Source organism: Citricoccus sp. K5, assembly GCF_902506195.1.
Classification (GTDB): Bacteria; Actinomycetota; Actinomycetes; order Actinomycetales; family Micrococcaceae; genus Citricoccus.
Genome location: NZ_LR732817.1, coordinates 2,649,217 through 2,675,586, shown reverse-complemented (window position 1 = coordinate 2,675,586; position 26,370 = coordinate 2,649,217). Strand labels below are relative to the sequence as shown.

The window sequence follows — 26,370 nt, the reverse complement described above, 5'->3', positions numbered from 1 at the left end:
TGCTGGTGTGGCTGTCCCGGATGCGGTGAATGGTGACTCCGGTGTTCCCAGAAGCGTAGGATGCGAGAGCATCAGGCGGAACGATTGAAGTTATTGTTCTGTTCTACGGAACAAGTGAGTCCGCGGGGTCGGACGAGGAGGATGCCATGACGGAGATCAGGTCCGTGGTCCACGCACTGACAGTGGTGGACCGCGTCATGGCGGAGGGGGGCGTCCGCGTGCGGGAGATCGCCGAGGACCTCGGCATCGCCCCGTCCAGCGCACACCGCCTCCTAGGCACGCTGGCCTCGCGGGACTATGTGGTCCAGGATCCCTACAGCCGCGTCTACCGGCCGGGTGCCGCCCTGCTCTCCCTGGCCGGTGGCGGGATGGAGAACCGGGAGATCCGGCGGGCTGCGCACCGCCCCATGGAGTCCCTGGCCGCGGCCACGGGGGAGTCGGTCTCCCTGTCCGTACTGGTCCGCTCCGAGGTCGAGTTCGTCGACGGTATCGAGTCCGCCCACGTTCTCCGTGCTTCTCCTCGCATCGGCGCCCGGATGCCGGCGTACGGCACGGCCGGAGGCCGGGTGATGCTGGCAGATCTGGCCCCGGCCGACGTCGCCGGAATGTTCGGTGGTGGTCTGAAAAAGCTGACGGACCACACCGTGGACACTGTGCCGGACCTGACGGGGATGCTGGCTAGAATCCGACAGGCCGGCTACGCGGTGTCCCGCGGCGAGAGCACAGAGGGGATCTCCGCCGTCGCGGTGCCACTGAGGGACGTCACCGGCCGCACCGTGGCCGGCTTGGCCGTCGTGGCCCCCACAGAGCGGCTGCCGGATGCAGGGCTGTCGGTCCTCATCGACCAGCTCCAGCAGGCTGCCGAGGCGTTTTCTAAGGCATTGGGGAATCGAGGAATGGATTGAGTCAGGCAACGCCGGCACCACAACCCGAGGTGCCGAAGGCCGGCGCGGCGCTGCTGACCGTGCTGCTCATCGCCATGGGCGTGGGCCCGCTGCTCAACTACGGGCTCTCGGCGACCTCGGACCTGTTGATCCAGGAACTCGGTGTCTCGGCCGGCCAGTTCGGCCTCCTCGTGACGGTGCTGTTCGTCAGCGCCGCCGTCTCCTCCATGGTGATCGGGCGGCTCGCCGACGTCCTGAGCATCCGCAGCCAACTGGTCTTCAACTACGGCGGCACCGTGCTGGCGCTGCTGGTCTCGGCCCTCGGCCCTCAGTACTGGACCCTGATCGTGGCCTGCGTCCTCGTCGGGCCGGCGCAGGTGATCGCCAACCCGACCACCAACCGCGTCATCTACTCGTCCGTGCCCGCCGTCAAGAGGTCCGGCTGGATCGGCGTCAAGCAGTCCGGGGTCCAGGCCAGCCAGCTGGTGGCCGGCCTGCTCTTCCCGGCCGCGGCCCTCTGGGCCGGTTGGTCCGGTGCAGCGCTGGCCGCTGCCGTGGGGGTGCTGGTGCTGCTGTGGTGGTCGCTGCGCCACATCCCTCCGGAGGACCCCACGGACTGGTCGGCCGTCCGCAGGGTCCTCGCGGACCGGTTCCGGCGTCGGCGTCCTGGCTCGACGGCCTCCCTGCCGGTCCAGGTCTGGCTGTTCACCGCCGTCGCCTTCTTCTCGGGCATGGGCACCCAGGCCACCAACGTCTACCTGCCACTCTTCGCCGTGCGGGACCACGGCTACAGCCTGCTCATCGGCGGCCTCGCGGCCGGACTCTCCGGAGTGGTGGGAGTGGCCAGCCGCATCTACTGGGGCCGTGCCCTGGGTGCCGGGCGCCGGCCGGGCACCCTGCTGCTGCTGATCTCCTCCGGCGCCCTACTCGGCATGGCCTGCATGGCCACCTCATCACTCTGGGACCTGCCCGCCCTGTTCTGGGCCGGGGTCGTCCTGCACGGATTGACCGTGCTGGGCACCAATGTGGTCGTCAATGCGGGGACCATGCAGGCCGTGGATGCCGCCCGGATCGGCGCGGCCAGCGGCACCACCACCATGGGCATGTACGCGGGCTTCGCCGTCGGTCCCGTGGGGATGGGCGCGATCGTGGAGTTGACCGGCGGATTCGTCCTCGGCTGGGTGCTGGTCGGCGTCGCCTATGCGGTCCTGCTGGGTCTGGCCGTGGCCATGGTCCGCACCACCCGCCGGGGTTGAGCCGGCACATGCACCGACGCGTCCGGGCCGTCAACACCCCGGAGCAGGTCCGCTAGCCGGCCCGCTCACCGGCCCGGCGTCCGTGGGCGAACCAGTAGGCGACCAGGGCCAACGCGACGAAGCCGGACAACAGCAGGTACATCCCGGAGAACCCCGTGGCCGGCAACAGGGCCCCCAGCAGCACAGGGCCCAAACCGGTACCGACGTCCAAGAGGAGGAAGAAGGTGGAGGTGGCCACGCCGATCTGGAAGGGCGGCACCAAAGTGGCCGCCACGGTCTGCAGGGACGTGAGCGTGGAGCCGAAGCCGAGGGCACACAGGCCCGCCGAGAGCAGGATGCCGACAGTGGTCGGCCAGAGGGCCAGCACGGCCAGTCCGGCCACGAAGAGCACCAGCAGCGGGAAGACCACGGCATTGTCCCCGTACCGGTCCTGGGCCGGACCCACGATGAACCGGGACGCCAGCAGCACCGCCGCGTAGACCACGAAGAAGAGGCTTGTGACGGTAGGACCGATGCCCTGTTCCTGGGCGTAACCGTTGAGGAAGGCCAGGATGCCGGAGTAGGCCAGGCCGGCCATGAGCATGACCAAGGCGACGGGCAGGACCGGCACGGAGATCAGACTGCGCAGGGAGAACCGGTGGCGGGATCCGTTGCCGTGGCGCTGGACGGCCGGCAGCTGCACGAGGAAGCCTGCCAGCAGGCCGATGACGGCGAAACCGGTGCACACGATGAACAGGGAGTCGAAGCCGAAGCGATCGGTCAGCTGGAAGGCCAGCATCGGACCGATGGCGGCGCCGAAGTTCATGGACGTGCCGAACCAGCCGGTGCCCTCGCCGCGTCGGTGGGGCGGGATCATGCCCTGGACCGCGGTGGCCAGCACCGTGCTCGCCGCCCCGAACCCCAGGCCGTGGACGAGCCGGACGGCGACCAGCAGGCCGAGGCTGTCGGCCGCAAGGTACAGGGCTGATGCAACCAGGAAGAGGGCCAGGGCGCAGATCAGGAGTCGCTTGCGTCCGATGAACTCCATGGCCTGGCCGGAGAACAACCGCGCCACCACGGCGCCCAGCACGAACGCGCTGACGGCCAATCCGGACATGACCTCGGAGGCTTGGAACTCGTTCACCGCGTAGAGCGCCATGGCCGTCACCAGCAGGTAGAACACCAGGGACAGGAACAGGTTGGTCGTGAAGGTGAGGATGAAGTTCCGGCTCCACAGCCGCTGCGGAGGCTGCGGGGTGCTGGATTCAGAGGGCACGAAGGGACCGGCTTTCTGGGCTGCGGAGAGAACGGGGTGAAGGTCCCGGCGACGGCAGGGCCGTGGCGATTCTAGTCCGCGGGCCCCAGCCGGCAGTCGAGAACGGCGTGGAGAGACGGGAGCGCAGGAGCGCAGGACGGAGGCGGGGGCGTGCGAGGACTACTCTGGAGATCATGGCAAACCGCGGAAACCTGACCTGGCTCTGGGTCATGATCGCCGCAGCCGTCCTCACGCAGACCGCCCTGAACCTGTTGCGGCCCGTCACGAGCTACAAGCTGTTGGCCTTGGGAGCCGGGGAGACGACGGTCGGCCTGGCCACCGCTGCGTATGCCATCCTCCCGTTGGTGTTCGCGATGTCCCTGGGACGGCTCAGCAGCCGGCTGCCCACCCTGCGCGGCATGATCGCCCTGGGGGCGCTGGTGCTGGGACTGGGCGGTGTTGGCCTGGCCTTCGGTTCCAACGTCGCCGTGCTGATGGTGTCCTCGGCCGTGCTCGGCATGGGCCATCTGCTGTTCACCATTGCGGGCCAGACCGTGATCGGCCGGCGTTCCGCCCCGGAGAACATGGACGCGGCGTTCGGGTGGTTCACCGCAGCCTTCTCCGTGGGACAGATGTCCGGACCGTTGATCTCCGGGCTGATCCTCGGCAACGCCACGCTCAGCGAGGCCACGCACAGCACGGAGTTCGCCGGCCGCATCGATGGGGCGTTATGGCTCGGTGCGGTCTGCTCCCTACTTGCCGTGCCGGTGATGTACCTCATGCGTGCTGACGGCGGCCGCCGCTCCCGGCGACTGCCCGCGGAGCCCACGGAGGAGCCGGGGGACCGGGCCCATGGCTTGGGGGACAAGAACAGCGGGCCGGCGGGGCCGGCGTCGCACACCGAGACCTCCGTGGGTGCGGGTGACGAGGGCACGGCGGTGCCGGGTAAGCCCACGATGCTGGCCATCTGGCGGGTCCCCGGGATCCCCTCGCACATGATGGCGTCCCTGGCACTGCTGGCGATGCTGGACATCCTCACGGCATTCATGCCGCTGGTCGGTGAAGCGGCCGGCGTCTCACCGTTCTGGGTGGGCATCCTGCTGGCCGTCCGCGGGGGAGCCTCGTTCCTGTCCAGGATCGTATTGCCCTGGATGTCCGGCCGGTGGGAGCGGCACCACCTCGTGCTCGTCTCCCTGTTGGCTTCCGCCGTGGCCCTGGGATTCGTGCCGCCGGCCCTGGAAGGGTGGCACGCCATCTGGCTGGCGGTGGTGCTCATGGCCGTCGGTGGCTTCGCTCTCGGCATCGGGCAGCCACTGACCATGTCCTTGGTGACGCAGGCGGTGCCCACGACCTGGCGTGGGCCCGCCCTGGCGTTCCGGCTAGTCGGCAACCGGGTGGGGCAGGTGGCGATGCCGGTGGTGGCAGGCTTGGCTGCCGCGCCCCTCGGGCCTGCCGGTGGCATCTGGTGCGCCTGCCTGATCCTGGCCGCTTCCGGCACGGAGCGACTGGTCTCCGGCCGGAAGCGTTAGCAGGACCTGAACGCGAGCAGAGGTTGACCGGTTCTAGGCCGGGACGACTGGGCCTTCCTCGTCCTCATCCTCGTCCCGGCCGGCCCACTCGGAGTCCTCATCCGGGTCGGCAGCGCCGCCGGAATCATCCGAACTGCCCTCCTGGTAGTCCGGGACGCCGTTGTAGTCCTCGTCCCCGTCCAGCAGGAAGGTGTCCCGGCGCAACGGGTCGATCGCATCCAATGAATCCGGGTCATCGGAGGAACCGTGATCCGTGGTCCCATCGCGGCCGTCAGCCGGCTGCTCCAGGTCGTTCTCGGGCTCTTCGATGAATTGCTGTTCCAGATCGTCTTCGTAGCGGGCCAACTCGAACCTCCTGAATCTCGGGCGGCCCTCCGGCGGACAATCCGTCCGAACGGCCGCATCGTCCGGTCAGTCTAGTGCCGTCGGCCGCCGCGGGGCAGGGCCGCCAGGGCCAGGGCGATCAGGGCGATCATCATGGAGCCCACTCCAGCGAACAGCCACAGGGTGGACCCGGTCTGTGCGGTCCGGTCGGCGGCCGCCACGGGCTCCGCGCTGCCGGTGCCCTCGGCGGCGTCAGTGCCGTCAGCAGCACTGCCGGTGCCTCCGCCCCCGCCGGGGAAGTTCCCGCCGCCGGGACGTGACGTCATGCCGGCGGAGATGCCCGCGATGAGCTTCTCGGCATCCGCCACGGCCCGGACCGGGCAGGCGATGGCGGTGTCCCTGATGATGTTGCTGAGCTTCTGCGCGCTCGGAGTCTCGGCCGCCGGTGCGGAAGGTGATTCGGTGCTGTCCGGTGTCTGACCGTCCGGACCACCGCTGCCGCCCGAGCCGTCCCCACCCGAGCCGTTGCCCGCATCTCCAGGAGCTGGGCCGCTCGGGCTGGTGCCGTTGCCGCCGTCTCCGTTGCTGGGGACTTCGGTGGACCCACCGGTGGTCGGGCTCGAGCCGCCTGGTGTGGTCGGATTCCTGGTCGGTCCGGCGGTGGGGGCCGACGTCGGAGCCTGGGTCGGGGTGCCCGACCCGCTGGTCGGCTCGGGGCCAGGTTCCGGAGCGGAACTCGTGGGACTCGGTGTGGGGCTCGGACTCGTCGGGGTGGGCGTCGGAGTGGGGGTGGGGGTCGGCGTGGGGCTCGGCCCGGACTGCACCGAGATCGAGATCTCGCACTCGGAGGTACCGCCACGTCCATCGTCCGCGGTGACGGTGAGGCCGTCACCCCCCTGGGCATCTGCGGGTGCCGTGTACGTCACCACGTGTCCCTCAACAGTGGCCTCGCCGCCGAGCCAGGACGTCCCCGCGCTCAGAGTGACGGTGTCCCCGTCCGGGTCGAGGACATAGATTCGCACGGACTCGGTGTCTCCAGCCTGGGTGAGGAGGCCGGGACAGTCGATCTCCGGAGGCTGATTGCCCTCGGGGGAGGGTGAGGAAGAGGTCTCTGGCGGCGAGGGGGCCGGGGTCGCCGACTGCGTGGGGCCCATGGGATCGCTGGGCGAGGGCATCGGGGTGGCCTGGGCGGTTCCGACCAGTCCGGTCAGCAACATGAGGGTGCCGGCTGTGGTGGCCACGGAGCGTCCCAGGAGCGGGAAAGCTCGGCTCTGGGAGGCGTGGCCAGGAGAACATCCTGCCTTGGTGGTCATGCTCCGCCCCCCGTCGGTTGGGACTTGACCCCGTGTTGCCCGCCCCGTCGAGCAGAACGGGCAACACCGGCTAACTGTGATCATACCGTGATCTATCCGGATGTCCACATCACGGAAGCGTCACAGGCAGGGGAGTGATGAGCGTCATGGAGGGGTCAGGCGGCGCGGCCCTCCGGGACGGACACGAGTAAGGGGTCATCCGTGACGACATGGCCGATGGCCGCGTCGATGGCACCGATCGTCGCCTCATCCAAGGTGAGGTCCAGTGCCTTGACGTTCTCGGCGATCTGCTCGGGGCGGGAGGCTCCGACCAGGGCGCCGGCCACGTTGGGGTTGGACAGGACCCAGGCGATGGCCAGCTGACCCATGGTGGCGCCGAGCCCGTCCGCGATGGGGCGCAGCTTCTGGACGGCAGTGAGGACCTCGTCCGTCATCTTGCTGGCCATCGAACGCGCTCCGCCCTTCTCATCCGCACCTCGGGATCCTTCCGGAGCCTGCTGTCCGGGCAGGTACTTGCCGGTGAGGATGCCGCCGGCCATGGGGGACCAGACGATCTGGGACAGTCCGAGGTCCTCACAGGCTGGGATGACCTCGGATTCGATGACGCGCCACAGCATGGAGTACTGGGGCTGGCTGGAGATGAGCTGGAACCCGAGCTGGGCGGCCATGGCGTGGGCCTCCCGGATCTTGTCCGCCGGCCATTCGGAGACGCCGATATAGAGGGCCTTGCCGGCGCGGACGATGTCTGCGAATGCCTGCATCGTCTCCTCCAGCGGGGTCTCCACGTCGAAGCGGTGGGCCTGGTAGAGGTCCACGTAGTCCATGTCCAGACGCTGAAGGGATCCGTTGATGGACTCCATGATGTGCTTGCGGGAGAGGCCGGTGTCATTGTGGCCCTTGGGACCGGTGGGCCAGTAGACCTTGGTGAACACCTCGAGGGACTCCCGGCGTTCGTTCTTCAGGGCCTCACCCAGGACGCTCTCCGCCTTGGTGTTCGCATAGGTGTCCGCCGTGTCGAAACTGGTGATGCCCTGTGCCAGGGCCTCCTTCACGCAGGCATGGGCCGTCTCGTTCTCCACCTGGGAGCCGTGGGTGAGCCAGTTGCCGTAGATGATCTCTGAGATCTTGAGCCCGCTGTGGCCCAGGTAACGAAATTTCATGGTTGTACCCTAGACCGGATTCCGTTTCAGTGGTGCGCTGACATGGCGCGTTGGTCACAGCAGAACGGCCACCGTCCCCGAGGGGAGAGTGGCCGTTCTGGAGCCTGAAGGGTTCAGGCGAGCTCGATCAGAGCGGGCGGACTGCAGCAGCCTGCATGCCCTTGGGGCCCTGCTGGGACTCGAACTCGACCTTCTGGTCTTCCTGCAGTTCGCGGAAGCCATTGCCCTCGATGGCGGAGAAGTGAACGAAGATGTCAGCGGACTGGTCGTCCGGAGAGATGAAGCCGTAGCCCTTCTCTGCGTTGAACCACTTGACGGTACCGGTAGCCATGATGGGCCCTTTCCTGAGGTTGTAAACCCGTCGGTCTTCCGACGGGGGCGAAGCGGCGTGTGCGAAACCGCTTCCTACAACGCCCCGAACGGCCCGAGGGCCAACCGGTCCGCAGTGGTGACGGACTTACTGCTACTACTACTTCTGTGTCACATAATACGGGAGAAACCGCGGAACTGAAGCCCTCAATTTCCACTGTGGGCATTCTTTTCCCGGTGTTCATCTGAGCCCATCATCGGTCCAGCAGCTCACTGGCGATCGAGGCCGCGATCGATGCTGAGATCGAGATCGGGCTCTGCGTCAGACTCAGGAGCGGCACGGCCGCGGAGCCGGTCCAGCTGGCGCCGGTCTCGCTTGGTGGGCCGGCCTGCACCCCGGTCTCGGCGGGGCACGGCCAGCAGTTCCCGGGGCACGGGTTCCGGGGAGTGGTCGAGGTAGTGCCGGACAGCCTCCGGAGCGCCGACCCGCTTGGCCACCAGGCCGGTGACCTCGAGGATCCGCTCGCGTCCGGGCAGCCGCAACCGGATGGTGTCGCCCGGCTTGACCGGTTGGGCGGCCTTGGCCGGCTGCCCGTTGAGGCGGACGTGGCCGGCCCGGCACGCCGTGGTGGCGGCCGAACGGGTCTTGTACATGCGCACGCCCCAGAGCCAGGCATCCAAGCGGACCGAGCCGGCCGCCGCGGTGCCCGCGCCTGCGGCCGAACCTGGACGCCGCGCGGACGGGGTGGCGGAAGGCATGCCGGACATCCTACCTCCGGACCGGACGCCTGCCCCCGAGGGGCGCTGGGAGGAAGGACGTGAGGCTACTGGTTTCCCTCGGCGGTGCGCAGATTGCGGAAGGCCGAGCGGTGGAACACGATCGGCTCGTGCTCTGCGGAGTGATCGTGCACGCCGTGCACCTCGAGCAGGACCATGGTGTGGTCACCGGCGGGCAGCTCGGAGTAGACGGTGGTGTCCAGCCACAGGGCGGCGCCGTCCAGGAAGATCGCGCCCTCGTCCGTGGACCGGATGTCCAGGCCGGCGAATCGGTCCCCCTCCTTGGACGCGAGCTGACGGCAGACGTCGGTGTGGTCCTCGCCGAGGATGGAGATCCCGATCCGCTCGGCCTGCTTCAGCCGGGGCCAGGTGCGGGAGGTGTTCTGTACGGCGAAGGAGACCAGCGCCGGCTCGAGGGAGACCCCGACGGTGAAGGACGAGGCCACGAGTCCCTCCTTCGAACCGTTGGCGACACCGGCGAGCGCCGCCACGCCGGAGGGGAAGTGGGAGAAGGCCGAGCGAAGAGTCGGCGTGGACAGATCTCGGTTGAGGTCAGTGTCGAGGCCGGGGGCCTGCTGCAGGTCGTGGGTAGCCAGGGCGGTCATGGTGGGTCCTCCGTCCGAAGGCGAATCTGCACGGCGGCACGCCACGGGAACGTCCCGATCGGCACCAGCAGAAACGCGGTACTTGCCTGCCGGGGCATCCGGTAGGCCGAATCCTCACCTGGAGCACCCCACTACTGCGTGAAGAGGGTTGCCGTCCCGCAAGCCAGGGCTGTAACAGCGGGAACTCATGATTCTGGGTCCACACTAACGACGGACTTCCGGAGCGGTCAAAGGGTTTCTCGGACTGTGAACCCCCGTGACCTTCGCCCCGGCATGCCAATGGGGCGAAGCAGCCGCTGAGGATCAGGCAGCGGGTCAGCGGAATCGCAGGGAGACAGCCTCGCCGTGGGCCGGCAACCCCTCCGCCGTGGACAGGGAGGAGATCTTGGTGTCCAGTTCCTTCAGCCCCGTCTCCGTGTAGCGGATGAGCTGCTGCAGGCGCAGGAAGCTCACCGTGTTCAGCCCGGAGGAGTAGCGGGCGGAGCCACCGGTGGGCAGCACGTGGTTGGATCCGGCGGAATAGTCCCCCAGCGGCACGGGCGAATGCGGGCCCACGAACACGGCGCCGGCGTTGGACACCCGGCGGGCCGTCTGCAGGGGGTTCACGGTGTGGACCTCGAGGTGCTCGGCCGCGTAGGCGTCGGCCACGGCCAGCGCCTCGTCCAGGGTCCCCACGAGCAGGATCCCCGACTGCGGGCCGCCCAGGGCCTGGCGGATCTGCTCCTCGTGGAGACTTCCCGGCACCTGACTCTCAATCTCGGCCGCCACATCCCGGGCCAGCTCGGGCGAGGTGGTGATGAGCACGGAGCCGGCCATGGGATCGTGCTCGGCCTGGCTGATGAGGTCGGCGGCCACCCACCGGGCGTCGGCGGTGCCGTCGGCCAGTACGGCGATCTCGGTCGGTCCGGCCTCCGCATCGATGCCGATGGTGCCGAGCAGGGCGCGCTTGGCGGCTGCCACGTAGATGTTGCCCGGCCCCGTGACCATGTCCACGGGGGCACACACTCGGGCGCCGTCGTCGTCCGCCACCCCGTAGGCGAACATGGCCACCGCCTGGGCGCCGCCCGCGGCGTAGACCTCGTCCACGCCGAGCAGGGCGCAGGCCGCGAGGATGACGGGGTGCGGCAGGCCGCCGAAGTCCTTCTGCGGCGGGGAGGCGACCGCGAGCGAGGTGACGCCGGCGGCCTGGGCCGGGACCACGTTCATCACCACGGAGGAGGGGTAGACGGCACGGCCGCCCGGAACGTAGAGGCCCACGCGGTTCACCGGGACCCAGCGGTTCTCGACGACGGCCCCCTCCCCGAGCTCCACCTCCGACCCCGCGGGGACCTGGGCGGCGTGCACCTTGCGGGCGCGGTCGATGGCCTCCTCGAGGGCGGAGCGGACCTCCGGGTCCAGCGACTCGAGCGCCTCGGCGAGCTTCTCGGCCGGCACGGCCAAAGACGGCGGCCGGATCCCATCGAACTGCTCGCCGAGATCCAGCACGGCGCGAGCCCCCTCGGTACGCACCCGGTCCAGGATCGGCATCACCTTTGGCACGGCGGCGGCCACATCGACCTCGGCGCGTGGGAGCACCGTGGCGGGATCGTAGGTGCGGCCGCGCAGGTCCGTGGTGGCAAGCATGGGATGGCTCCTGTGATTCCGAGGGATCGGCTGGTTCCGGTGGTCCAGCGTCCATTCTCCCCCCGTTCAGGAACGTCCGAGAACCAGATGACAGACTGGGGCCATGCCGAGTTTGTCCTTCTTCACCGATCTGTTCACCGCTCCGCCCACCACCACCGTCCTCGCGTCCGGGGCGGGACTGGACTCCGAGCCGACGGCGGAACCGAGCGGGTCCCCGGAGAACATGCAGGACAGCGTCCGCGAGGGGGCCGAAGGCGCCGTCGACTCGCTCGGACCGTTCTGGGGGATGCTCTCCACGGTGGCGATCTCCGTGGCGTTCGCGCTGGCCGTGCTGGTGGTCGCCTGGCTGCTGGTCAACGCCCTGCTGCGCCGCAAGCCACAGCTGCGCAACCAGGTCGCCCGGTGCCGGGTACCGGTGGCGGTCGCGGCGGTGCTGCTGGCGGTGCGGATCGCCCTCGGACTGACCGCCTCCGCCTATGCCTGGTTCAACGGCGTGAGCTTCCTGCTGATGGCCGGCATCATCGGCTCCCTCGCCTGGTTGGCGCTGCGCGTCGTGCGGGTCGTCGAAGAGCGGTTGCTCGGCAAGTACGCCTCTGAAGGGGTGGACGACCGCCGTGACCGCAAGATCCGCACCCAGACCGTGCTGCTGCGGCGCGTGATCCAGGCCGCCGTCATCGTCATCGCCGTGTCCATCGTCCTGCTGACCATTCCCCAGGTCCGCGCGGTGGGCGCCGGCCTGCTGGCCTCGGCCGGCGTGATCTCCGTGGTGGCCGGCCTCGCCGTGCAGTCCACCCTGACCAACGTGTTCGCCGGCATCCAGCTGGCATTCACCGATGCGATCCGCGTGGGAGACGTGGTCACCGCGGACGGGGTCTACGGCACCATCGAGGACATCACCCTCTCCTACGTGGTGGTCAAGATCTGGGACGGGCGCCGCGTGATCTACCCCTCCAGCCACTTCACCACCACCCCGTTCGAGAACTGGACCCGCACCGGGTCTGCCTTGTCCGGGACCGTGGAGATCGACGTGGACTGGCGGGTTCCGGTAGACGCCACCCGCGAACGCCTCAAGGCCTTGCTCGCCTCCACCGAGCTCTGGGACGGCAAGGACAGCACCATCCAGGTGAGTGAGGCATTGGGAGGCACGGTGAAGCTCTGGGTGGCGGTCTCCGCCCGCAACGCCGGTGATCTGTGGGACCTGCGTTGCCTCGTGCGGGAGGACCTCGTCAACTTCCTGCGCAGCGAGCACCCCGAGGCGATCTACGCGCAGCGCTTCGCCGAGACGCCGGTGCAGGCGCCTTCCCTGGCGCCCCTCGGCGCCGAGACCGGCGCAGTCAGCCCCGGTGCAGCCGCGCCCGGCACGGGGGTGCCGGCGGGACAGGATCACGACGGCGGCGCGTCCGGTGGCGTGGCGTCCGGTGCTGCCGCGCTTCCACCGCGGACCCCCACCAGCCCCCTACCGCAGGTCAATCCCGTCACGGGTCAACAGCCGACCACCGGGACCACCGCAGCCGTCACGGGCTCCACGCCCCTGACCCGGTCCAGCGACGACTCCACGGTGTTCACCGGATCCATCACCGCGGTGGAACGCAACCGCGAGTTCGCCGGCCCGGGCGAGGCGGCCTTCGCCGAACGGAAGGAGAAGGCCGCCGAGGCCGCTGACTCCGAGGGCGTGGATCCCGAGACGACTGACGCCGAGGCTGTGGAACGTGACCATGAGACTCCGCGGCTATAGGGCTACCACGGTGCGCAGCCGCTGCACGTCAGTCCTGCGGAACTCCGCGGCCAGCTGGTCTGCGGCAATGGGCCCGTCCAGGATGTGATCCCACGGCAGCGCTCGCCCCGCCGTTCCCAGAAAGTCGACCGCCTCCTGCAGGTGCCGTGGCTCGTAGTTGTGGACTCCGGTGATGGTGCGCCACCCACGCACCATCCATTCAGGATCCACCTCGACGGCGTCCACGGGGGCAACACTTCCGGCGAGTACGGCGGTGCCGCCGATGCCCAAGGCCTCGATGCAGGTCTGGATGCCGGCACGCGCCCCCGAGAGCTCGAGGGACACGTCCACGGTGCCTCGACTCCCGGGCTCAGACCCGCGCCCGGGAGGCCGGGTCGCGGCACCGAGTCCCTCGGCCAGCCGGCGGCGGTCCGCGTTCGGGTCCACGGCCATGACCTCGGAGGCACCGCGGTCGAGGGCCGCTGCGACAGCCACCAGACCCAGCATGCCGACTCCGTTGACCAGGACCCGGCGGCCGCGCAACTCACCAGCACGCTCGAGGACGGCCATCACGGTGGCTACCGCGCACCCCGCGGTCGCAGCCACTCCGTCCTGGAGGACCGCGGGTGCCTGGGCCACGGCCTGGCCGCTGCGCAGGAGGATGTGGCTGGAATAGGTCCCGGACAAGGGCCACTCGCCCTCGAACGGCTCATGACCGGCCTTCTGCACGGTGGTGCACTTGGCCGTGAGGCCACGGAGGCACGGGGCGCACTGCCCGCAGGAACTCGTGACGCCGAAGACCACACGGTCACCCTCATGGAGGGGTAGGCCCTGAACGGTGTGACCGCCTCGAGTGGACAGGACCACTCCCACGCCCTCGTGCCCCAGCACGGAGGGGCAGGCCGAGGAGCGGCGTCCGCTGACGGTGTGCCGGTCCGAGCCGCAGACGGTGGCAGCCGTGAGCCGCACCAGGGTCTCGCCGGGTCCAGGTTGGGGCAGGGGCACCTGGACGGACTGGAATTCCGCGCCGCCGCGCCAGAGGACGGCCGTGGCCGTCTCCCTCACCGGGAGGCTCCGGACATCACGACATGCGCGGGCAGATCCGCCACGGAGGCGAGGATGAGGTCGGCTTCCAGCGCTTCGAAGTCGGCGCGCGACAGGTGCCCGGTGAGCACGCCGACGGAGGTGACGCCCGCGCGTCGGGCTGATTCCACGTCCGCGGCGGTGTCGCCGGCGCTGATCACGGCCGCTGCCTCGGACACCTCGAGGCGTTCCATCACGGCCTGGATCAGGAACGGCTCGGGGCGGCCGGCCGGGACCTCGTCACCGGCGACGGAGAGATCGATGAGATCGGACCCGCTCCAGCCGATCGCGTCCAGGATCAGATCGGTGATCTCGCGGGAGAAGCCGGTGGTCAGGCCGATCCTGACGCCGCGCGCCTTGAGGTCTCGCAAGGCCTGTTCGACGCCGGCCAGCGGCACCGGGGGGTGCTCGGTGTAGGTCCGGCGCAGTTCCGTGCGGAACCAGGTCCAGGCCTCCTCGATGAGCGCCTCGTCGGCCTCCACCCCGCCGATCTGCAACAGGTTCGTGATGGCCCAGCGTTTCTCGGTGCCCATCCACTGCTGGAATTCCTCATCCGAGAACTGCGCACCGAATCGCTCGGTGGATGCGCGCAGGACGCGATAGACCTCGTCTCGGTCATTGACGGTGGTGCCGGCCATATCGAAGATGGCGAGTTCAATCATGGTGTTCTCACTTTCTGGTGGGGGTGGAATCGGGTGCCTGCAGCGGGCATCAGCGGACGGCCCGGCGCAGCCACATGGACAGGGCCTCGACCGCCAGGACCACGACGACCATGAGGATCAGGATCAGGGTCACCACGTCGAACTGGTTCACGCGGGAGGCATTCAGGAGCAGGAAGCCGATGCCGCCGGCGCCGACGACACCGAGGAGGGTGGCGGCGCGGATATTGGAGTCCAGCAGGTACATCGTGTGGGCGATGAACGCGGGAGCGGCCTGCCGGAGCGTCGCAGCGAAGAAGACCTGCGCCTCCGAGGCGCCGGCGGTGCGCATGGCGTCCTGGACCTCGGTATCGGTCTCCTCCAGGGAGTCGGCCACGAGCTTGGAGAGCAGACCCACCGCACCCACGGCCAGGGCCAGGGTGCCAGCCACTCCGCCCAGCCCGGAGATGACCACGAAGATGATGGCCAGGATCAGCTCCGGGATGCCCCTCACCACCACGATCAGGACGCGGAAGAAGGTCCTGACGGCCCGGTTGGCGACCACGTTGTTGGCGGCCAGGATGCCGATCGGCACGGCCAGCACCGCACCGATCAGAGTGGAGGCCAACGCGATCTGGACGGTGAGCAGCAACTGCTCCATCACGCTGTCCCACGTGCCACCGGCGGAGGGTGGCAGGAACAGGCCGAGGGTCTCGGGCAGGGACAGCAGTCCCTGCCACAGGGCCTCCGGTGAGTTGTCGACTCGCCAGAGCGAGGCGGCCAACAGAACGAGGATGAGGGCACTGGAGAGGAACCGCTGGGCGCGTGCGGCCGTCCACGGGGGAGTCAGCCGCACCGTGGGACCCGCGCCGGCCGCACGGTCAGCACCGGTGACACCGGCGGCGAAGAGTTTGTCAGTCCAGGTCCCCCCACGCACCGCGCCACCGGATCGTTTCATGATCGCGGCCCGGATGGCACCGGAGAGCAGTTCGATGGCGATGCACAGGCCGAGCACGAGCAAGGCCAGCGCCATGCCGCGCTGGTAGTCCAGGGTCCGCAGCGCATCCGCGATGGCGAGGCCGATGCCGCCCACGCCGACGTAGCCGAGCAGCACGGAGGTTCGCAGGTTGATGTCGAACCGGTGCAAGGCCGTGGCCACCATCTGCGGCAGGAGCACCTGCGGGATGGCTGCGGCGATCTGCTGGCGCCGATGCCCGCCGGCAGCTTCGATCGATTCCCGCGGGCCGTCGTCGAGCTCCTCGATGGCGTCCGCGTACAACTTGGCGACCATGCCCACCGAATGGATGCCCATGGCGAGGATTCCTGCGGTGGCGCCCAGGCCGAACAGGCGCAGGAACACGATCGCCAACACCAGGTCCGGGACGGCCCGGGCCAGGACGATCAGCGTGCGCGCGGCCCCCTGGGAGAGGCGTCCCATGGCAGTGGCCCGGGCCGCGGCCAGGGCCAACGGAACGGACAGGACGACGGAGAGAAAGGTCGCCAGGAACACGATGGCGAGGGTCTCCAGGACCATCCCCACGGTCTCCGGCAGCGGAGGAAAGTCCAGCGGGAACATCCGTTGAGTGAAGGCCACGGCATTGTCCAGGGAGCTGGCGATGGCCTGGACGTTGATGCCCACCGCGTCCACCGACCAGACCCCGGCTGCCAGCAGGGCTATCAGGACCACGGCGGGGGCAATGTTCCTCGGCTTCGGTGCGGGCCGGCGGGAAAGGTCTGCGGGAGGCGCCGGGGCGGTCACCGTGTTCATGCGTGGCCTCCGTGCGCGTGCCTGGGGTCGCCGTCGTCCTGACCGTCCTGACCGCCCGGACTGCTTGAACTGCCCAGGCCGTTCGGCCCGACGCCGGACACGCTGGTGTAGATCTTCGAGGCCTCGGCGGCGTCCAACCCGTCGGTGGACTGATCCAGCACGACCCTGCCGCTGCGCAGCCCGACGATGCGCTCGGCGAAATCGATGGCGAGCTGGACCTGGTGCAGTGAGGTGATGACCGTCAGGCGGTTCTCGGCCGAGATCTCCTGGAGCAGGGACATGACCTCGCGGGCCGAAACCGGATCCAGCGAGGCCACCGGCTCGTCGGCGAGGAGGATCCGGGGGTGCTGCATCAGTGCCCGGGCGATGGCCACGCGTTGTTGCTGCCCGCCGGACAAGGTGTCGGCACGCTGGAAGGCGCGATCGGCCAGGCCCACACGATCCAGCTTGTCCAGGGCCTCCTGACGCACCGCCTTGGGGTACATCATCAGGGACAGCCGGGGGCCCTTCAGGGACCCCAGACGCCCGGTGCACACGTTCTCCAGCACGGACATGGGCCCGATGAGGTTGAAGTGCTGGAAGATCACCCCGACCTCCCGGCGGAGCGACCGCAGGGAGTCACCGCGCAGGGAGGCCACATCCTGGCCGAGGACGGAGACGGTGCCGGCGGAAGGCCGCTGCAGTCCATTGAGATGCCGGAGCAGGGTGGACTTGCCGGAACCGGACAGGCCCAGCAATGCGGTGATGGCGCCGGTGTTGAACTCGAGGGAGACACCGTCGAGACCGAGCACTCCGCCGCCGAAGTCCTTGGTGACGTCCCGCAGGCGGACGGCGGTGCTCGGGGCCGAGTCGAGATGGCGGGCGGGGCGGTCCAGGGTGGTGTTCTGGGCAGACATGGTCTGGGTCCTGTCAGTTGATGCTGTGGCAGGCGTCTGCGTCGGTGGCGGCGCAGATCTCGCGAATGGGTTCGAAATCGGAATCATCGACGGGCAGGTAGCCGTACCCGATCTCCTCTGGCAGCTCGCACTCCTCTTCCGAGGTGCAGATGCCGGCCTCCACCAGTGCGGGCTTGTTGCCCTTCTCGCGGAGGGCGGTGGTGATCTGCTCGGCCACGTCGGGTTCGATCGTGTCCAGGTTCAGGGCGATCGGATCCTCGATGATCGGCTCCGACTCCCACACGGGGCGCACGGCGCCCTCCTCGATCTGACCGGAGGTGACCAGCGTGTTCAGCATGGTGTCGTGGGCGAAGGCGGCGTCGCAGGCACCGGAGTCCAAGGACAGCAGGGAGGCGTCGTGTCCGCCGGCCAGGACGGCTTCGAGATCTGCGTCGAGGTCGATGCCCTCGTCCAGCAGCCCCTTCATGGGCACCAGATACCCCGAGGTGGAGGCGACGTCCACGAAGCAGACCTTCTTGCCCTGCAGGTCCGCCAGATCCTGGATGTCTGAGTCCGCGGCCACGTAGGCCAGCGAGGTGTAGGCCGGTGCCTGGTCCTGGTCACTGGTGGGGGCGGCGACAGGGTCGAGGTTCACGCCGGAATCCTTGGCGATCACGTAGGAGAAGGGGCCATAGGAGGCGATGTCGATCTGGCCCGCGCGCTGGCCCTCGATGACGGCCGCGTAGTCGGAGGCGTTCTGGAACTCGACGTTGATCCCGGTCTCCTGTTCGATCAGTTGGGCGATGTTGGAGTAGTCGCTCTCCAGCGAGGCGGAGGATTCGGCCGGGATGGCGGCGAAGGTCAGGGTGTCGGCGGACCCTGATGAGCCACAGGCGGCGAGAACGGGAATGGCGGCTGCCGCCGTCGCGGCGATCACGGCGGTGCGGAGGGTGGGGGAGGTGCGGCGGACGTTCTTCACGGGGTGCCTTTCGGGGTCGGAAATCAGGGGGAGGGGACGGTCAGTACCCGAGGACGGACTCGCCGGAGAGAACGAGGTCGGCAATGCCGAAGGAGAGGGTCATGCCGATGCCGGACGTCACCACGGCAACCGTGGTGCGATCGTCGGGGCGCTCCAGGATGAGGTTGGTCGAGGCGCTGTCGGCATACCGTCCGAGCCACCGCTGCCGGACCACCGGCGTCCCGATGCCCAGGATCGCGCTGGCGCGGTCGAGGAGAAGTCGGCCCAGGTCCTCGTCGATGAAGGGCTCCGGGCTGTGCGCATAGGCGTGGCTGTCCCCGATGAGGAGGCCGTCCGGGATGCCGGTGACCATGAGGTTGGCAATGCACCCCACGAGTTCGGGCTCCCGCTCGGCGAGTTCACGGCGCAGCGCCCCGATCGAGGGCATGGCGCCGAAGCCGTCGTACCGGGCCAGCGAGGTGCCCGTGAGCAACGCCAGGTCCGCCGGAACGGCCGTGGGCCGCTCGATGAGGGACATGACGAGGGTACACACCCGTACTCCATGGCGTGCTGCCGTCTCGGGGAAGAGCTGCCCGAGTTGGTCTCCGGGGCACGCCACGACCTGCCGGGCCGTGAAGTCGCCGCGGCTGGTCTGCACGCTCCCGTCCGAGAGGGCGGTGACCCGGGTGCCCCAGACGAAGTCGACCCCCCGGGCGGACAGCCAGCGGGCCAAGGCAGGAGCCGCCTCGCGAGGATTCACCCGCAGGTCCAGGGGGAGGTGGGCGCCCCCGATCGCGGGAAGGCCAGGGTGTCCGATGCGTCCGGCCACGTCGTCACGCGCGAGGAGACGGACCTGCTCCGGGCCGCGGTGCTCGGCGAACTCGCGGAGCACCTGATGCTCGAGCTCCGTCATGGCCGGGACGTGGGTGCCGGATTCAGCGGCCCAGAACCCGACCTCGCGTGCGGCCTCGAGCCAGCCGGACCGCGCTCGCTCGGCGACGGGCTGGATAACGTCGCCCTGGCCGGTGAAGCAGGCATGGCCGAAGTTCTGGATGGAGGCGCCGACGGGGCGGTCGTTGCTGTCGATCACACGGACGGTCCGGCCCTGTCGGTGGGCGCGGTATGCCGTGGCGAGCCCGATGATTCCGGAGCCGATCACGAGGAGGTCGGAAGAGTTGTCCATACAAATGATCGTAGGGACGCGGCGGTGCCGAAAAGGCCATATATAGACAAGTTTGACGACTGTTCACCGGATGGACATTCCCGAGAAAGCCCTGGTCTGAGTCTCATTTCGACCCTGCCGGGGATCGCTCGACGATCCGTCTATGATCGCCCTATGGCCCGTCTCGATGATGTATAGATAGGCTTCATTCGTGGGACAGCTTCCTGGACGGCGGGACAACGCCACTCGGGGAACCCACGTGACCACCGCACCCGGGGCCGCCGGCATCATCGCCTGGCCCTGCTGAGCTCGAGGGGAGCCCGAGGCGACGATGACTACTGCCGCACGTCAGCAACATGAGGAGATCGCCGCGTATCTCCGGAGCGCCATCCACCGCAAGGAGTTCGTCCCGGGCGACCCGCTGCCCTCGGAATCCGAGCTCTGCGAACGGTTCACCTCCTCCCGCGGGCCGGTCCGCCAGGCCATGGCCACCCTGCGCACCGAGGGGCTGATCACCTCAGGCCGAGGACGGAGGTCGACAGTTCTGGACGATGTTCCCACCCAATCCTTCGACGGGGTGATCTCCTACTCCGAGTGGTGCCGTCAATCGGGCTTCGAGCCGGGGCAGGCCACGCAGACCGTCACCCGAGGCCCGGCGTGGCCCGCTCTGGCCGCCTCGCTGGACCTGGACGCCGGCGCGCCGGTGGTCTCGGTGTTCCGGCTGCGTCTCCTGGACGGGGCACCGGCCATGGTCGAGCGCCTCAATTACCCCCTCGACGTGGGGCAGCATGTCCTGTCTTTCGACACGGACTCCGGGTCCATCTACCAGCGGCTGATCGAATCCGGGGTGGACATCCACCATGCCACCCGCACCATCGACGCCATCGGTGCTGACCCGGATGACGCAGACCTGCTGCAGGTCCCGGTGGGGACGCCGCTGCTCCGGGTGCGCCGCCGGGCCTTCACCCGCACGGGCGCACCGGTCGAGGCCTCGGATGACAGGTATCTGCCGGGCACTGCGAGCTTCACCCTGACCGCCACCCGCGGCAATCCCTCGCCGCTGACCATGGTGTCGGCCCGAGAGCCCGAGGTTCTGCAGCCGGGGGCGTGACGTGCCGGCCCGAGTGGCTAACGGCGCGGGCCGGTGTCCGTCCTGGCGGTGGCAGTGCCGTCCGGGGCATCGGTGATGTCCGGGGCCTCCGCGAGGGCCCGCGGCTCCGGGGCGGCGGCGATGTCCTGGGAGGGCGCATCGCGGACCACGCCGGAGGGTTTGGCGGGATTCTCCTTGACGCATAGCACGGGCTGGTCGAGTTCCTTGAGCAGCCCGTCCGAGACGGAGCCCATGACGAATCGACCGAAGGTGCCACGGCGCTTGAGGCCGATCACCACGACGGAGGGCTGGACCTCGTCCGCCACGTCCTTGATCTCGTCCACCGTCGAGCGGCCACGGGCGTATTGGCGGAATTCGGCGGACAGGCCGGTGGAGTCCAGGAGGGTCTGCAATTCCAGCTGCTGGTCCTCGGTGACCATGGAGTCGTGCTTGTGCTCTCCGCCGGGTCCCGCGTTGACCACGAGCAGGCCCTCATGGGTGGACCGGGCGATGCGGATGGCCTCTTCGAGCGCCGCCTTCGATTCCTTGCTGGCCGTGTAACCGACGAGGATGGTCACGGTCGGTACTCCTCTCGTCGTCAGGGGCTATCTGGCCTTGGGCTCGATCCGGCTGAACCGTTCCACCACGGCATCCGGGCTGAACCGGGCGGCGGCCATGAGGGAACGATACCGGCGGGAGGGGATGCATACACTCCGGCCCTCGGCGGCAGCGGTCAGGCCCTCGCGGACCACGTCCTCGGCATCCATCCACGCCCACTTGGGCTTCTTGGAGGTGTCGATCCCGGCCCGGGTGTGGAACTCGGTCCGCACCGGCCCCGGGCACAGGGCTGTGATGGTGACCCCGTCAGGCTTGTACCGGGTATTGGCCCAGCGGCTGAAACTGATGGACCAGGCCTTCGCGGCGCCGTAGCTGCCCTCGGGGATGAATCCGGCCACGGAGGACACGTTGATGATCCGGCCGCCGCCGCGGGCCAGGAACGCCTGGATGGCGGCGTGGGAGAGCAGCATCGGTGCCTCGACGAGCAGCTTGAGCATCGCCAGTTCGTCCTCCGACTCACTCTCGTGGAACTCGGTGGCCAGGCCTGAACCGGCATTGTTCACGAGCATGGTGATGGGCTGTTCTCGCTGGCGCAACCGGGCGGCCACCACGTCAACACCCTCGGCGGTGGACAGGTCCGTGGTGAGGGTCTCCACGCTGATGCCGTACTGGGCCTCGAGGCCCTGGGCCTTGGCTACCAGCTGGAGGGGGTTGCGGGACGTGATCACAAGGTGGTGGCCCTGCCCGGCGAGTTGCCGGGCGAATTCCGCACCCAGCCCGGCGGTGGCTCCGGTGATCAGGATCGTCTGTCCGGTGCCCCGGGACGAGGTCCCGGGCGGGACGAGTTCGTCCTGCTGGAGTGCGCGTTCATCGATTTGTTCTGCCACGTGGTCCGCCTTGCTTCATGACTGTCGTCCGACTGCCGAAAAGTACTCGGGAGGTGGGGGTGGTGGAGGTGGGGTCTCCGCGTCCCATGATATTCGCGCGTACTCCCCGAATGGCGGCAGATCGGCGGCGCGGGAGATCACAGTCTGGACACTCTCGGCAGCAGGCGACGTCAGCCCTGGTCAGACTCGTTCTCCAGGTAGGCCAGCTGGGCGGACAGGGACTTGACGGCGGCGGGTCGCACGCGTTCGTCGATGTCCGGGTACACGGTGTGGGAGAGCAGTCGGGCGAGCTCGTCGATCGAGGAGGTGTTCCGCTGCCCCTCCTCCAGGCCCGCCAGCGCCTGGCGGGCCTGATCCAGGCGTTGCTGACGGTGGTTGCGGTAGATCGCCCCGACCTGCGCCATGGACGGCAGGACGGGGCCGTGGGCCGGCAGCACCGTGGCGTCGCCGAGGGCGATCAGGGTCTCCAGCGAACGAAGGTAGTCCGCGAGCGTGCCATCCGGGTGATCGATCACGGTCGTCCCCCGGCCCAGCACCGTGTCCCCCGTCAGCACCGAGCCGGCCGCGCCGTCGTCGGGCAGGGCGAAGGAGAAGGAATCCGAGGTGTGGCCGGGCGTGTGCCAGGCGGTGATCACGACGCCGGCCGCCGGGATCCGCTCGCCCGGAACCAGGGGTTCCCCGCCGCGCGACCAGTCGGGGGAGCCGCCGCGGACTGGAGCCCCGGTCCGCGCGGCGAAGAGGTCCACGGCGCCGGTGTGGTCTCCATGGTGATGGGTCACGAGGATCAACTCGATCCGGCGGCCCCGTGCGGCCTCGAGCACGGCCTCCAGGTGCTGCTCGGCACCCTCCACCGGACCCGGGTCCACCACGACCACGGTCTCGGCCTCAGGGTCTCCGATCAGATAGGTGTTGGTGCCCTCCAGCGTCATGCCCGAGGGGTTGTCCGCCAGTACGGAGGCGGTCAGGTGCGAGTCAGCCTGCGATGTGGATGAAGGGACCGGCGGCTGTTCCGGCTGTGGCTCTGGGGCGGGTGCGGTGGAGGCCATAGGCTCAGTGTATGGACCAGAACGAGAACCGACAGGGCAGTTACGTGATGGCCGGGCAGGAATTCACCCGGGACACCAATTACATCCAGGACCGGATCGTCGCTGACCCGGCTGCCGCGCTGGCTGCGCCGCGGGTCGCCGGAGACAAGATCGGCCGCGCGCAGGGCGGCCTCACCGAAGGCGCTGAGGCCTGGCCGGTGGAGCCCGGCCGCTACCGCCTGGTGGCCGCCCGGGCCTGCCCCTGGGCCAACCGCGCCATCATCGTTCGCCGGCTCCTGGGGCTGGAGGACGTCCTCTCCCTCGGCACCCCGGGCCCCACCCATGACGAGCGGTCCTGGACCTTCGACCTGGATCCGGGCGGCAAGGACCCCGTCCTGGGCACCGAACGCCTCCAGGAGAACTACTTCCAGCGCTTCCCCGGCTACCCGCGTGGCATCACCGTCCCAGCGATCGTGGACATCCCCACCGGCGCCGTGGTGACCAACGACTACCCGCAGATGACCCTCGACTTCTCCACCCAGTGGAAGATGTACCACCGTGAGGGCGCACCGGACCTGCTTCCGAAGGAGAAGCTGCCGGAGATGCGGGAAGTGGTCACGCGTATCTTCACCGAGGTCAACAACGGCGTGTACCGCTGCGGCTTCGCCGGCTCCCAGGAGGCCTACGACTCCGCCTATGACCGTCTCTGGACCGCCCTGGACTGGCTCGAGGAGCGCCTCACGGACCGGCGATACCTCATGGGGGACACCATCACGGAGGCCGACGTGCGGCTCTTCACCACACTCGCCCGTTTCGACCCTGTCTACCACGGGCACTTCAAGTGCAACCGCAACAAGCTGGACGAGATGCCCGCGCTGTGGGGATACGCCCGGGACCTGTTCCAGACGCCCGGCTTCGGGGACACGATCGACTTCACGCAGATCAAGAGCCATTACTACCAGGTTCACCGGGACATCAACCCGACCGGGATCGTGCCGCAGGGCCCGGACCTGAGCGGCTGGCTCACCGAGCACGGACGCGAGGAGCTCGGCGGCTCGCCGTTCGGAGCGGGGACCGCGCCGGACCCGGTGCGCGAGTCCGAACGAGTGGATGCCGGCCACAATCCCCTCTACCCGGCCTGAATGCCCAGCCTGAGCGGAAGGACCCGATGAGACGGCAGTTCCCCCGGATCTCCGAGTTGCGGCCCTTGATGCAGTTCGGCCGCCCCAGCCTGGACCGCCGGGCCGCCCGGCTGGCCAGCGCCGCGGACATCGACGATCTGCGGACCATCGCGCAGCGGCGCACCCCACGCCCCGCCTTCGACTACGTGGACGGTGCCGCCGGCCAGGAGCTGACGGCCCGGCGCACGCGGGAGGCCTTCGCGGCCACGGAGCTGCTGCCACGGATCCTGCACGGCACCGCCGCCGCTGACCTGAGCACGCCGATCGCCGGCGGCACCTCGGCGCTGCCCTTCGGCATCGCCCCGACGGGCTTCACCCGGTTCATGCACGCTGAGGGTGAGGACGGCGGGGCGGCCGCGGCGGCTGCCGCGGGGATCCCCTTCACCCTCTCCACCATGGGTACCCGCTCACTGGAGCAGGTCGCCGAGGTGAGCGACGCCGTGGGGACCCAACTGCACGGGACCCCGGGCACCCGGTGGTTCCAGCTGTACCTCTGGAAGGATCGGCAGCGGTCGCTGGACCTGATCGAACGCGCTACGTCGGCCGGTTTCGGAACGCTGCTGGTCACGGTGGACACCCCGGTGGCGGGGAACCGGCTGCGGGACGTGCGCAACGGCATGACCATCCCACCCCGGCTGAGCCTCAAGACGGTGCTGGATGCCAGCCACCGGCCCGAGTGGTGGTTCAACTTCCTGACCACCGACCCGCTGTCCTTCGCCTCGCTCAGCTCCTCGGCGGAAGACCTGCCGACCATCATCAGCAGCATGTTCGACCCCACCCTGTCCATCCAGGACCTGGAGTGGATCCGCAGCGTGTGGCCCGGCCGGCTGTTCGTCAAGGGCGTGCTGACCGCGGAGGACACCCGGCGCTCGCTGGATGCCGGAGCCGATGGGCTCGTGGTCTCCAACCACGGCGGCCGTCAGCTGGACCGGGCTCCCGTGTCCCTCAAGGCCCTGGCCGAGGTGCGCGCCGAGGCCGGCCCGGACGTGGAGATCATCCTGGACTCCGGCATCCTCACCGGATCGGACATCGTGGCGGCGCTGGCGTTGGGGGCAGACTTCACCCTCATCGGCCGCGCCTACCTGTATGGCCTCATGGCCGGTGGGCGGCAGGGCGTGGAACGGGCCGTCGAGCTGCTCGCCGAGGAGACCCGGGTGGCGATGATGCTCATGGGGGCGGCCACGGTGGCGGACCTGCGGCGCGAGGGCCGGGTCCGCGCCCCCTGGCTCTGACGGGCACGGTCTCCACGGCTGGTATCGCGTGGTGAGAAGAGCCCTTGCGCCGTGCTGTGGACGGCGTGTAGGACTCGCAGAGTGGTCACCGGACCATGCCAAGCCCGCTTTTCAGGAGGACCCGTGCGTGCCGTCGTGTTTGAGAACTACCAGACCTTCCCCGAGCTCAAGGACGTCGAGAAGCCGGTTCCCGGCCCCGGCGAGGTCCTGCTCAAGGTGGCCGGAGCGGGAGCCTGTCACTCCGACGTCGCGATCTTCCAGGACTTCACCGAGGGGGCCCCGGGGGCCGTTCCCCCGGCCTTCACCCTGGGTCATGAGAACTCCGGCTGGATCGAGGAACTCGGCCCCGGTGTGGAAGGCCTGAACAAGGGGGATGCCTACCTCGTCTACGGGCCCATCGGGTGCCAGCACTGCCGGGCCTGCTCGCGTGGCCAGGACACCTACTGCGAGAACGCCGCCACCATGCCTTACATGGGGGTGGGGCTCGGGCGTGACGGCGGGATGGCTGAGTATGTGCGCGTGCCGGCCCGCAACCTGGTTCCACTGGGTGACGCCGATCCGGTCGCGGCGGCCTCCCTCTCCGACGCCGCGCTGACCCCTTACCACGCGATCAAGCTGGCTCTGCCGCACCTCAACGGTGGCGGCAAGTACGCCCTGGTCATCGGATTGGGGGGCCTCGGCCTGCTCGGTGTGCAGATCCTCAAGGCCCTCACAGGTGCCACCATCATCGCCACGGACATGAAGCCGGAGGCCATGGCCGAGGCGGAGAAGCTGGGGGCAGTCACCGTGGCGGGCGGTGAGGGCCAGATCGAGCGCATCCGTGAGGTCACCGGCGGGAAGGGCGTGGATGCCGCATTCGATTTCGTAGGCGTCGGGCCGACCGTGAAGACCGCCATGGGCTCCACGGCACGTCAGGGCCGCTGCACGATTGTCGGGATCGCCGGAGGGTCCTATGACTGGTCCTTCTTCACGGCCCCCTATGAGGTGGAGCTGACCAGCACCTACTGGGGAACCATCGAGGAGCTGTACGAGGTGGTCGACCTGTTCAAGGCCGGGCAGGTGAAGCCGATGTACACGACGTACCCCATGGACCGGGCCCTCGAGGCCTACCAGGCCCTGGTGGACGGGAAGATCTCCGGCCGCGCCGTCGTCGTGCCGCATTCCTGACGCCCCTGGTGATCAGTT

At 69.1% G+C, this 26,370-nt stretch carries 25 protein-coding genes and 1 riboswitch; of the genes, 8 read left to right on the top strand and 17 right to left on the bottom strand.

Features of this window, described 5'->3' with window-relative positions; translation table 11 throughout:
- Positions 1-146: 146 nt before the first annotated feature.
- Positions 147-905: an IclR family transcriptional regulator gene (locus tag BOSE125_RS11990; protein ID WP_159552819.1), complete on the top strand. Its 759-nt coding sequence runs from the start codon at positions 147-149 to the stop codon at positions 903-905.
- The gene (locus BOSE125_RS11985; RefSeq protein WP_236557956.1) at positions 902-2,140 is read left to right on the top strand and encodes an MFS transporter; all 1,239 of its coding nucleotides are present in this window, start codon (positions 902-904) and stop codon (positions 2,138-2,140) included. The genes BOSE125_RS11990 and BOSE125_RS11985 overlap by 4 nt, the downstream gene beginning before the upstream one ends.
- Before the next feature lie 52 nt (positions 2,141-2,192).
- Here BOSE125_RS11985 and BOSE125_RS11980 read toward each other — a convergent pair whose 3' ends face one another.
- On the bottom strand, positions 2,193-3,395 hold the full coding sequence (locus BOSE125_RS11980; protein ID WP_236557955.1) for an MFS transporter: 1,203 nt from the start codon (positions 3,393-3,395) through the stop codon (positions 2,193-2,195).
- A gap of 173 nt (positions 3,396-3,568) precedes the next feature.
- On the opposite strand from BOSE125_RS11980, the gene BOSE125_RS11975 reads away from it, so the two are divergent.
- Positions 3,569-4,903, top strand: a complete 1,335-nt coding sequence (locus BOSE125_RS11975; RefSeq protein WP_159552817.1) for an MFS transporter — start codon at positions 3,569-3,571, stop codon at positions 4,901-4,903.
- 33 nt (positions 4,904-4,936) lie between these two features.
- On the opposite strand, the gene BOSE125_RS11970 is transcribed toward BOSE125_RS11975, so the two are convergent.
- The 7 genes from BOSE125_RS11970 to hisD all read right to left on the bottom strand — a co-directional run bounded on the left by BOSE125_RS11970 (position 4,937) and on the right by hisD (position 11,014).
- A complete protein-coding gene (locus BOSE125_RS11970) occupies positions 4,937-5,248 on the bottom strand; it encodes a hypothetical protein (RefSeq protein ID WP_159552815.1) in 312 nt (103 codons plus the stop codon).
- A gap of 71 nt (positions 5,249-5,319) precedes the next feature.
- Complete coding sequence (locus BOSE125_RS11965; protein ID WP_159552813.1) at positions 5,320-6,468, bottom strand: Ig-like domain-containing protein; 1,149 nt, start codon at positions 6,466-6,468, stop codon at positions 5,320-5,322.
- Positions 6,469-6,695: 227 nt separating this feature from the next.
- A complete protein-coding gene (locus BOSE125_RS11960; RefSeq protein WP_159552811.1) occupies positions 6,696-7,700 on the bottom strand; it encodes an aldo/keto reductase family protein in 1,005 nt (334 codons plus the stop codon).
- Between the two features lie 127 nt (positions 7,701-7,827).
- Complete coding sequence (locus tag BOSE125_RS11955; protein WP_115932123.1) at positions 7,828-8,031, bottom strand: cold-shock protein; 204 nt, start codon at positions 8,029-8,031, stop codon at positions 7,828-7,830.
- Positions 8,032-8,279: 248 nt separating this feature from the next.
- Complete coding sequence (locus tag BOSE125_RS11950) at positions 8,280-8,768, bottom strand: RNA-binding S4 domain-containing protein (RefSeq protein ID WP_256375978.1); 489 nt, start codon at positions 8,766-8,768, stop codon at positions 8,280-8,282.
- A 65-nt stretch (positions 8,769-8,833) separates the two neighbouring features.
- The gene (locus BOSE125_RS11945) at positions 8,834-9,391 is read right to left on the bottom strand and encodes a flavin reductase family protein (protein ID WP_159552809.1); all 558 of its coding nucleotides are present in this window, start codon (positions 9,389-9,391) and stop codon (positions 8,834-8,836) included.
- Positions 9,392-9,464: 73 nt separating this feature from the next.
- A riboswitch (SAM riboswitch) is annotated at positions 9,465-9,584 on the bottom strand.
- Between the two features lie 122 nt (positions 9,585-9,706).
- Positions 9,707-11,014, bottom strand: coding sequence for a histidinol dehydrogenase (gene hisD, locus BOSE125_RS11940; RefSeq protein ID WP_159552807.1), 1,308 nt, complete (start codon positions 11,012-11,014; stop codon positions 9,707-9,709).
- 103 nt (positions 11,015-11,117) lie between these two features.
- Between hisD and BOSE125_RS11935 the strand changes: the two genes are divergently transcribed.
- Positions 11,118-12,749 carry a mechanosensitive ion channel family protein gene (locus BOSE125_RS11935; protein WP_159552805.1) on the top strand — a complete coding sequence of 544 codons (1,632 nt, stop codon included), beginning with the start codon at positions 11,118-11,120 and terminating at the stop codon, positions 12,747-12,749.
- On the opposite strand, the gene BOSE125_RS11930 is transcribed toward BOSE125_RS11935, so the two are convergent.
- The 6 genes from BOSE125_RS11930 to BOSE125_RS11905 are packed head-to-tail and all read right to left on the bottom strand — an operon-like array spanning position 12,744 to position 19,233.
- Positions 12,744-13,793 (bottom strand): zinc-binding dehydrogenase, encoded by a 1,050-nt coding sequence (locus tag BOSE125_RS11930; protein WP_159552803.1) that lies wholly within the window; start codon positions 13,791-13,793, stop codon positions 12,744-12,746. The genes BOSE125_RS11935 and BOSE125_RS11930 overlap by 6 nt on opposite strands.
- Positions 13,790-14,473 (bottom strand): HAD-IA family hydrolase, encoded by a 684-nt coding sequence (locus BOSE125_RS11925; RefSeq protein WP_159552801.1) that lies wholly within the window; start codon positions 14,471-14,473, stop codon positions 13,790-13,792. The genes BOSE125_RS11930 and BOSE125_RS11925 overlap by 4 nt, the downstream gene beginning before the upstream one ends.
- Before the next feature lie 49 nt (positions 14,474-14,522).
- Complete coding sequence (phnE, locus tag BOSE125_RS11920; RefSeq protein WP_159552799.1) at positions 14,523-16,217, bottom strand: phosphonate ABC transporter, permease protein PhnE; 1,695 nt, start codon at positions 16,215-16,217, stop codon at positions 14,523-14,525.
- Complete coding sequence (gene phnC, locus BOSE125_RS11915) at positions 16,214-17,113, bottom strand: phosphonate ABC transporter ATP-binding protein (RefSeq protein ID WP_159552797.1); 900 nt, start codon at positions 17,111-17,113, stop codon at positions 16,214-16,216. Before phnC ends, phnE begins: the two co-directional genes overlap by 4 nt.
- Before the next feature lie 13 nt (positions 17,114-17,126).
- Positions 17,127-18,071, bottom strand: coding sequence for a phosphate/phosphite/phosphonate ABC transporter substrate-binding protein (locus tag BOSE125_RS11910; RefSeq protein ID WP_159552795.1), 945 nt, complete (start codon positions 18,069-18,071; stop codon positions 17,127-17,129).
- 40 nt (positions 18,072-18,111) lie between these two features.
- Positions 18,112-19,233, bottom strand: a complete 1,122-nt coding sequence (locus BOSE125_RS11905; protein ID WP_159552793.1) for a TIGR03364 family FAD-dependent oxidoreductase — start codon at positions 19,231-19,233, stop codon at positions 18,112-18,114.
- A gap of 310 nt (positions 19,234-19,543) precedes the next feature.
- On the opposite strand from BOSE125_RS11905, the gene BOSE125_RS11900 reads away from it, so the two are divergent.
- Positions 19,544-20,323, top strand: coding sequence for a GntR family transcriptional regulator (locus tag BOSE125_RS11900; RefSeq protein WP_159552791.1), 780 nt, complete (start codon positions 19,544-19,546; stop codon positions 20,321-20,323).
- 17 nt (positions 20,324-20,340) lie between these two features.
- Here the strand turns inward: BOSE125_RS11900 and BOSE125_RS11895 are convergent, their stop codons facing one another.
- The 3 genes from BOSE125_RS11895 to BOSE125_RS11885 all read right to left on the bottom strand — a co-directional run bounded on the left by BOSE125_RS11895 (position 20,341) and on the right by BOSE125_RS11885 (position 22,793).
- Complete coding sequence (locus BOSE125_RS11895) at positions 20,341-20,880, bottom strand: universal stress protein (RefSeq protein ID WP_159552789.1); 540 nt, start codon at positions 20,878-20,880, stop codon at positions 20,341-20,343.
- A 27-nt stretch (positions 20,881-20,907) separates the two neighbouring features.
- Positions 20,908-21,747 carry an SDR family oxidoreductase gene (locus BOSE125_RS11890; RefSeq protein ID WP_159552787.1) on the bottom strand — a complete coding sequence of 280 codons (840 nt, stop codon included), beginning with the start codon at positions 21,745-21,747 and terminating at the stop codon, positions 20,908-20,910.
- Positions 21,748-21,917: 170 nt separating this feature from the next.
- Entirely contained in the window at positions 21,918-22,793 is an 876-nt protein-coding gene (locus BOSE125_RS11885) for an MBL fold metallo-hydrolase (protein ID WP_159552785.1), read from the bottom strand.
- A gap of 11 nt (positions 22,794-22,804) precedes the next feature.
- Between BOSE125_RS11885 and BOSE125_RS11880 the strand changes: the two genes are divergently transcribed.
- From BOSE125_RS11880 to BOSE125_RS11870, 3 genes are all read left to right on the top strand, one after another.
- A complete protein-coding gene (locus tag BOSE125_RS11880; protein WP_159552783.1) occupies positions 22,805-23,914 on the top strand; it encodes a glutathione S-transferase family protein in 1,110 nt (369 codons plus the stop codon).
- Positions 23,915-23,940: 26 nt separating this feature from the next.
- Positions 23,941-25,185 (top strand): alpha-hydroxy acid oxidase, encoded by a 1,245-nt coding sequence (locus BOSE125_RS11875; protein ID WP_159552781.1) that lies wholly within the window; start codon positions 23,941-23,943, stop codon positions 25,183-25,185.
- Positions 25,186-25,308: 123 nt separating this feature from the next.
- A complete protein-coding gene (locus BOSE125_RS11870; protein ID WP_159552779.1) occupies positions 25,309-26,352 on the top strand; it encodes an alcohol dehydrogenase catalytic domain-containing protein in 1,044 nt (347 codons plus the stop codon).
- Positions 26,353-26,370: the final 18 nt, after the last annotated feature.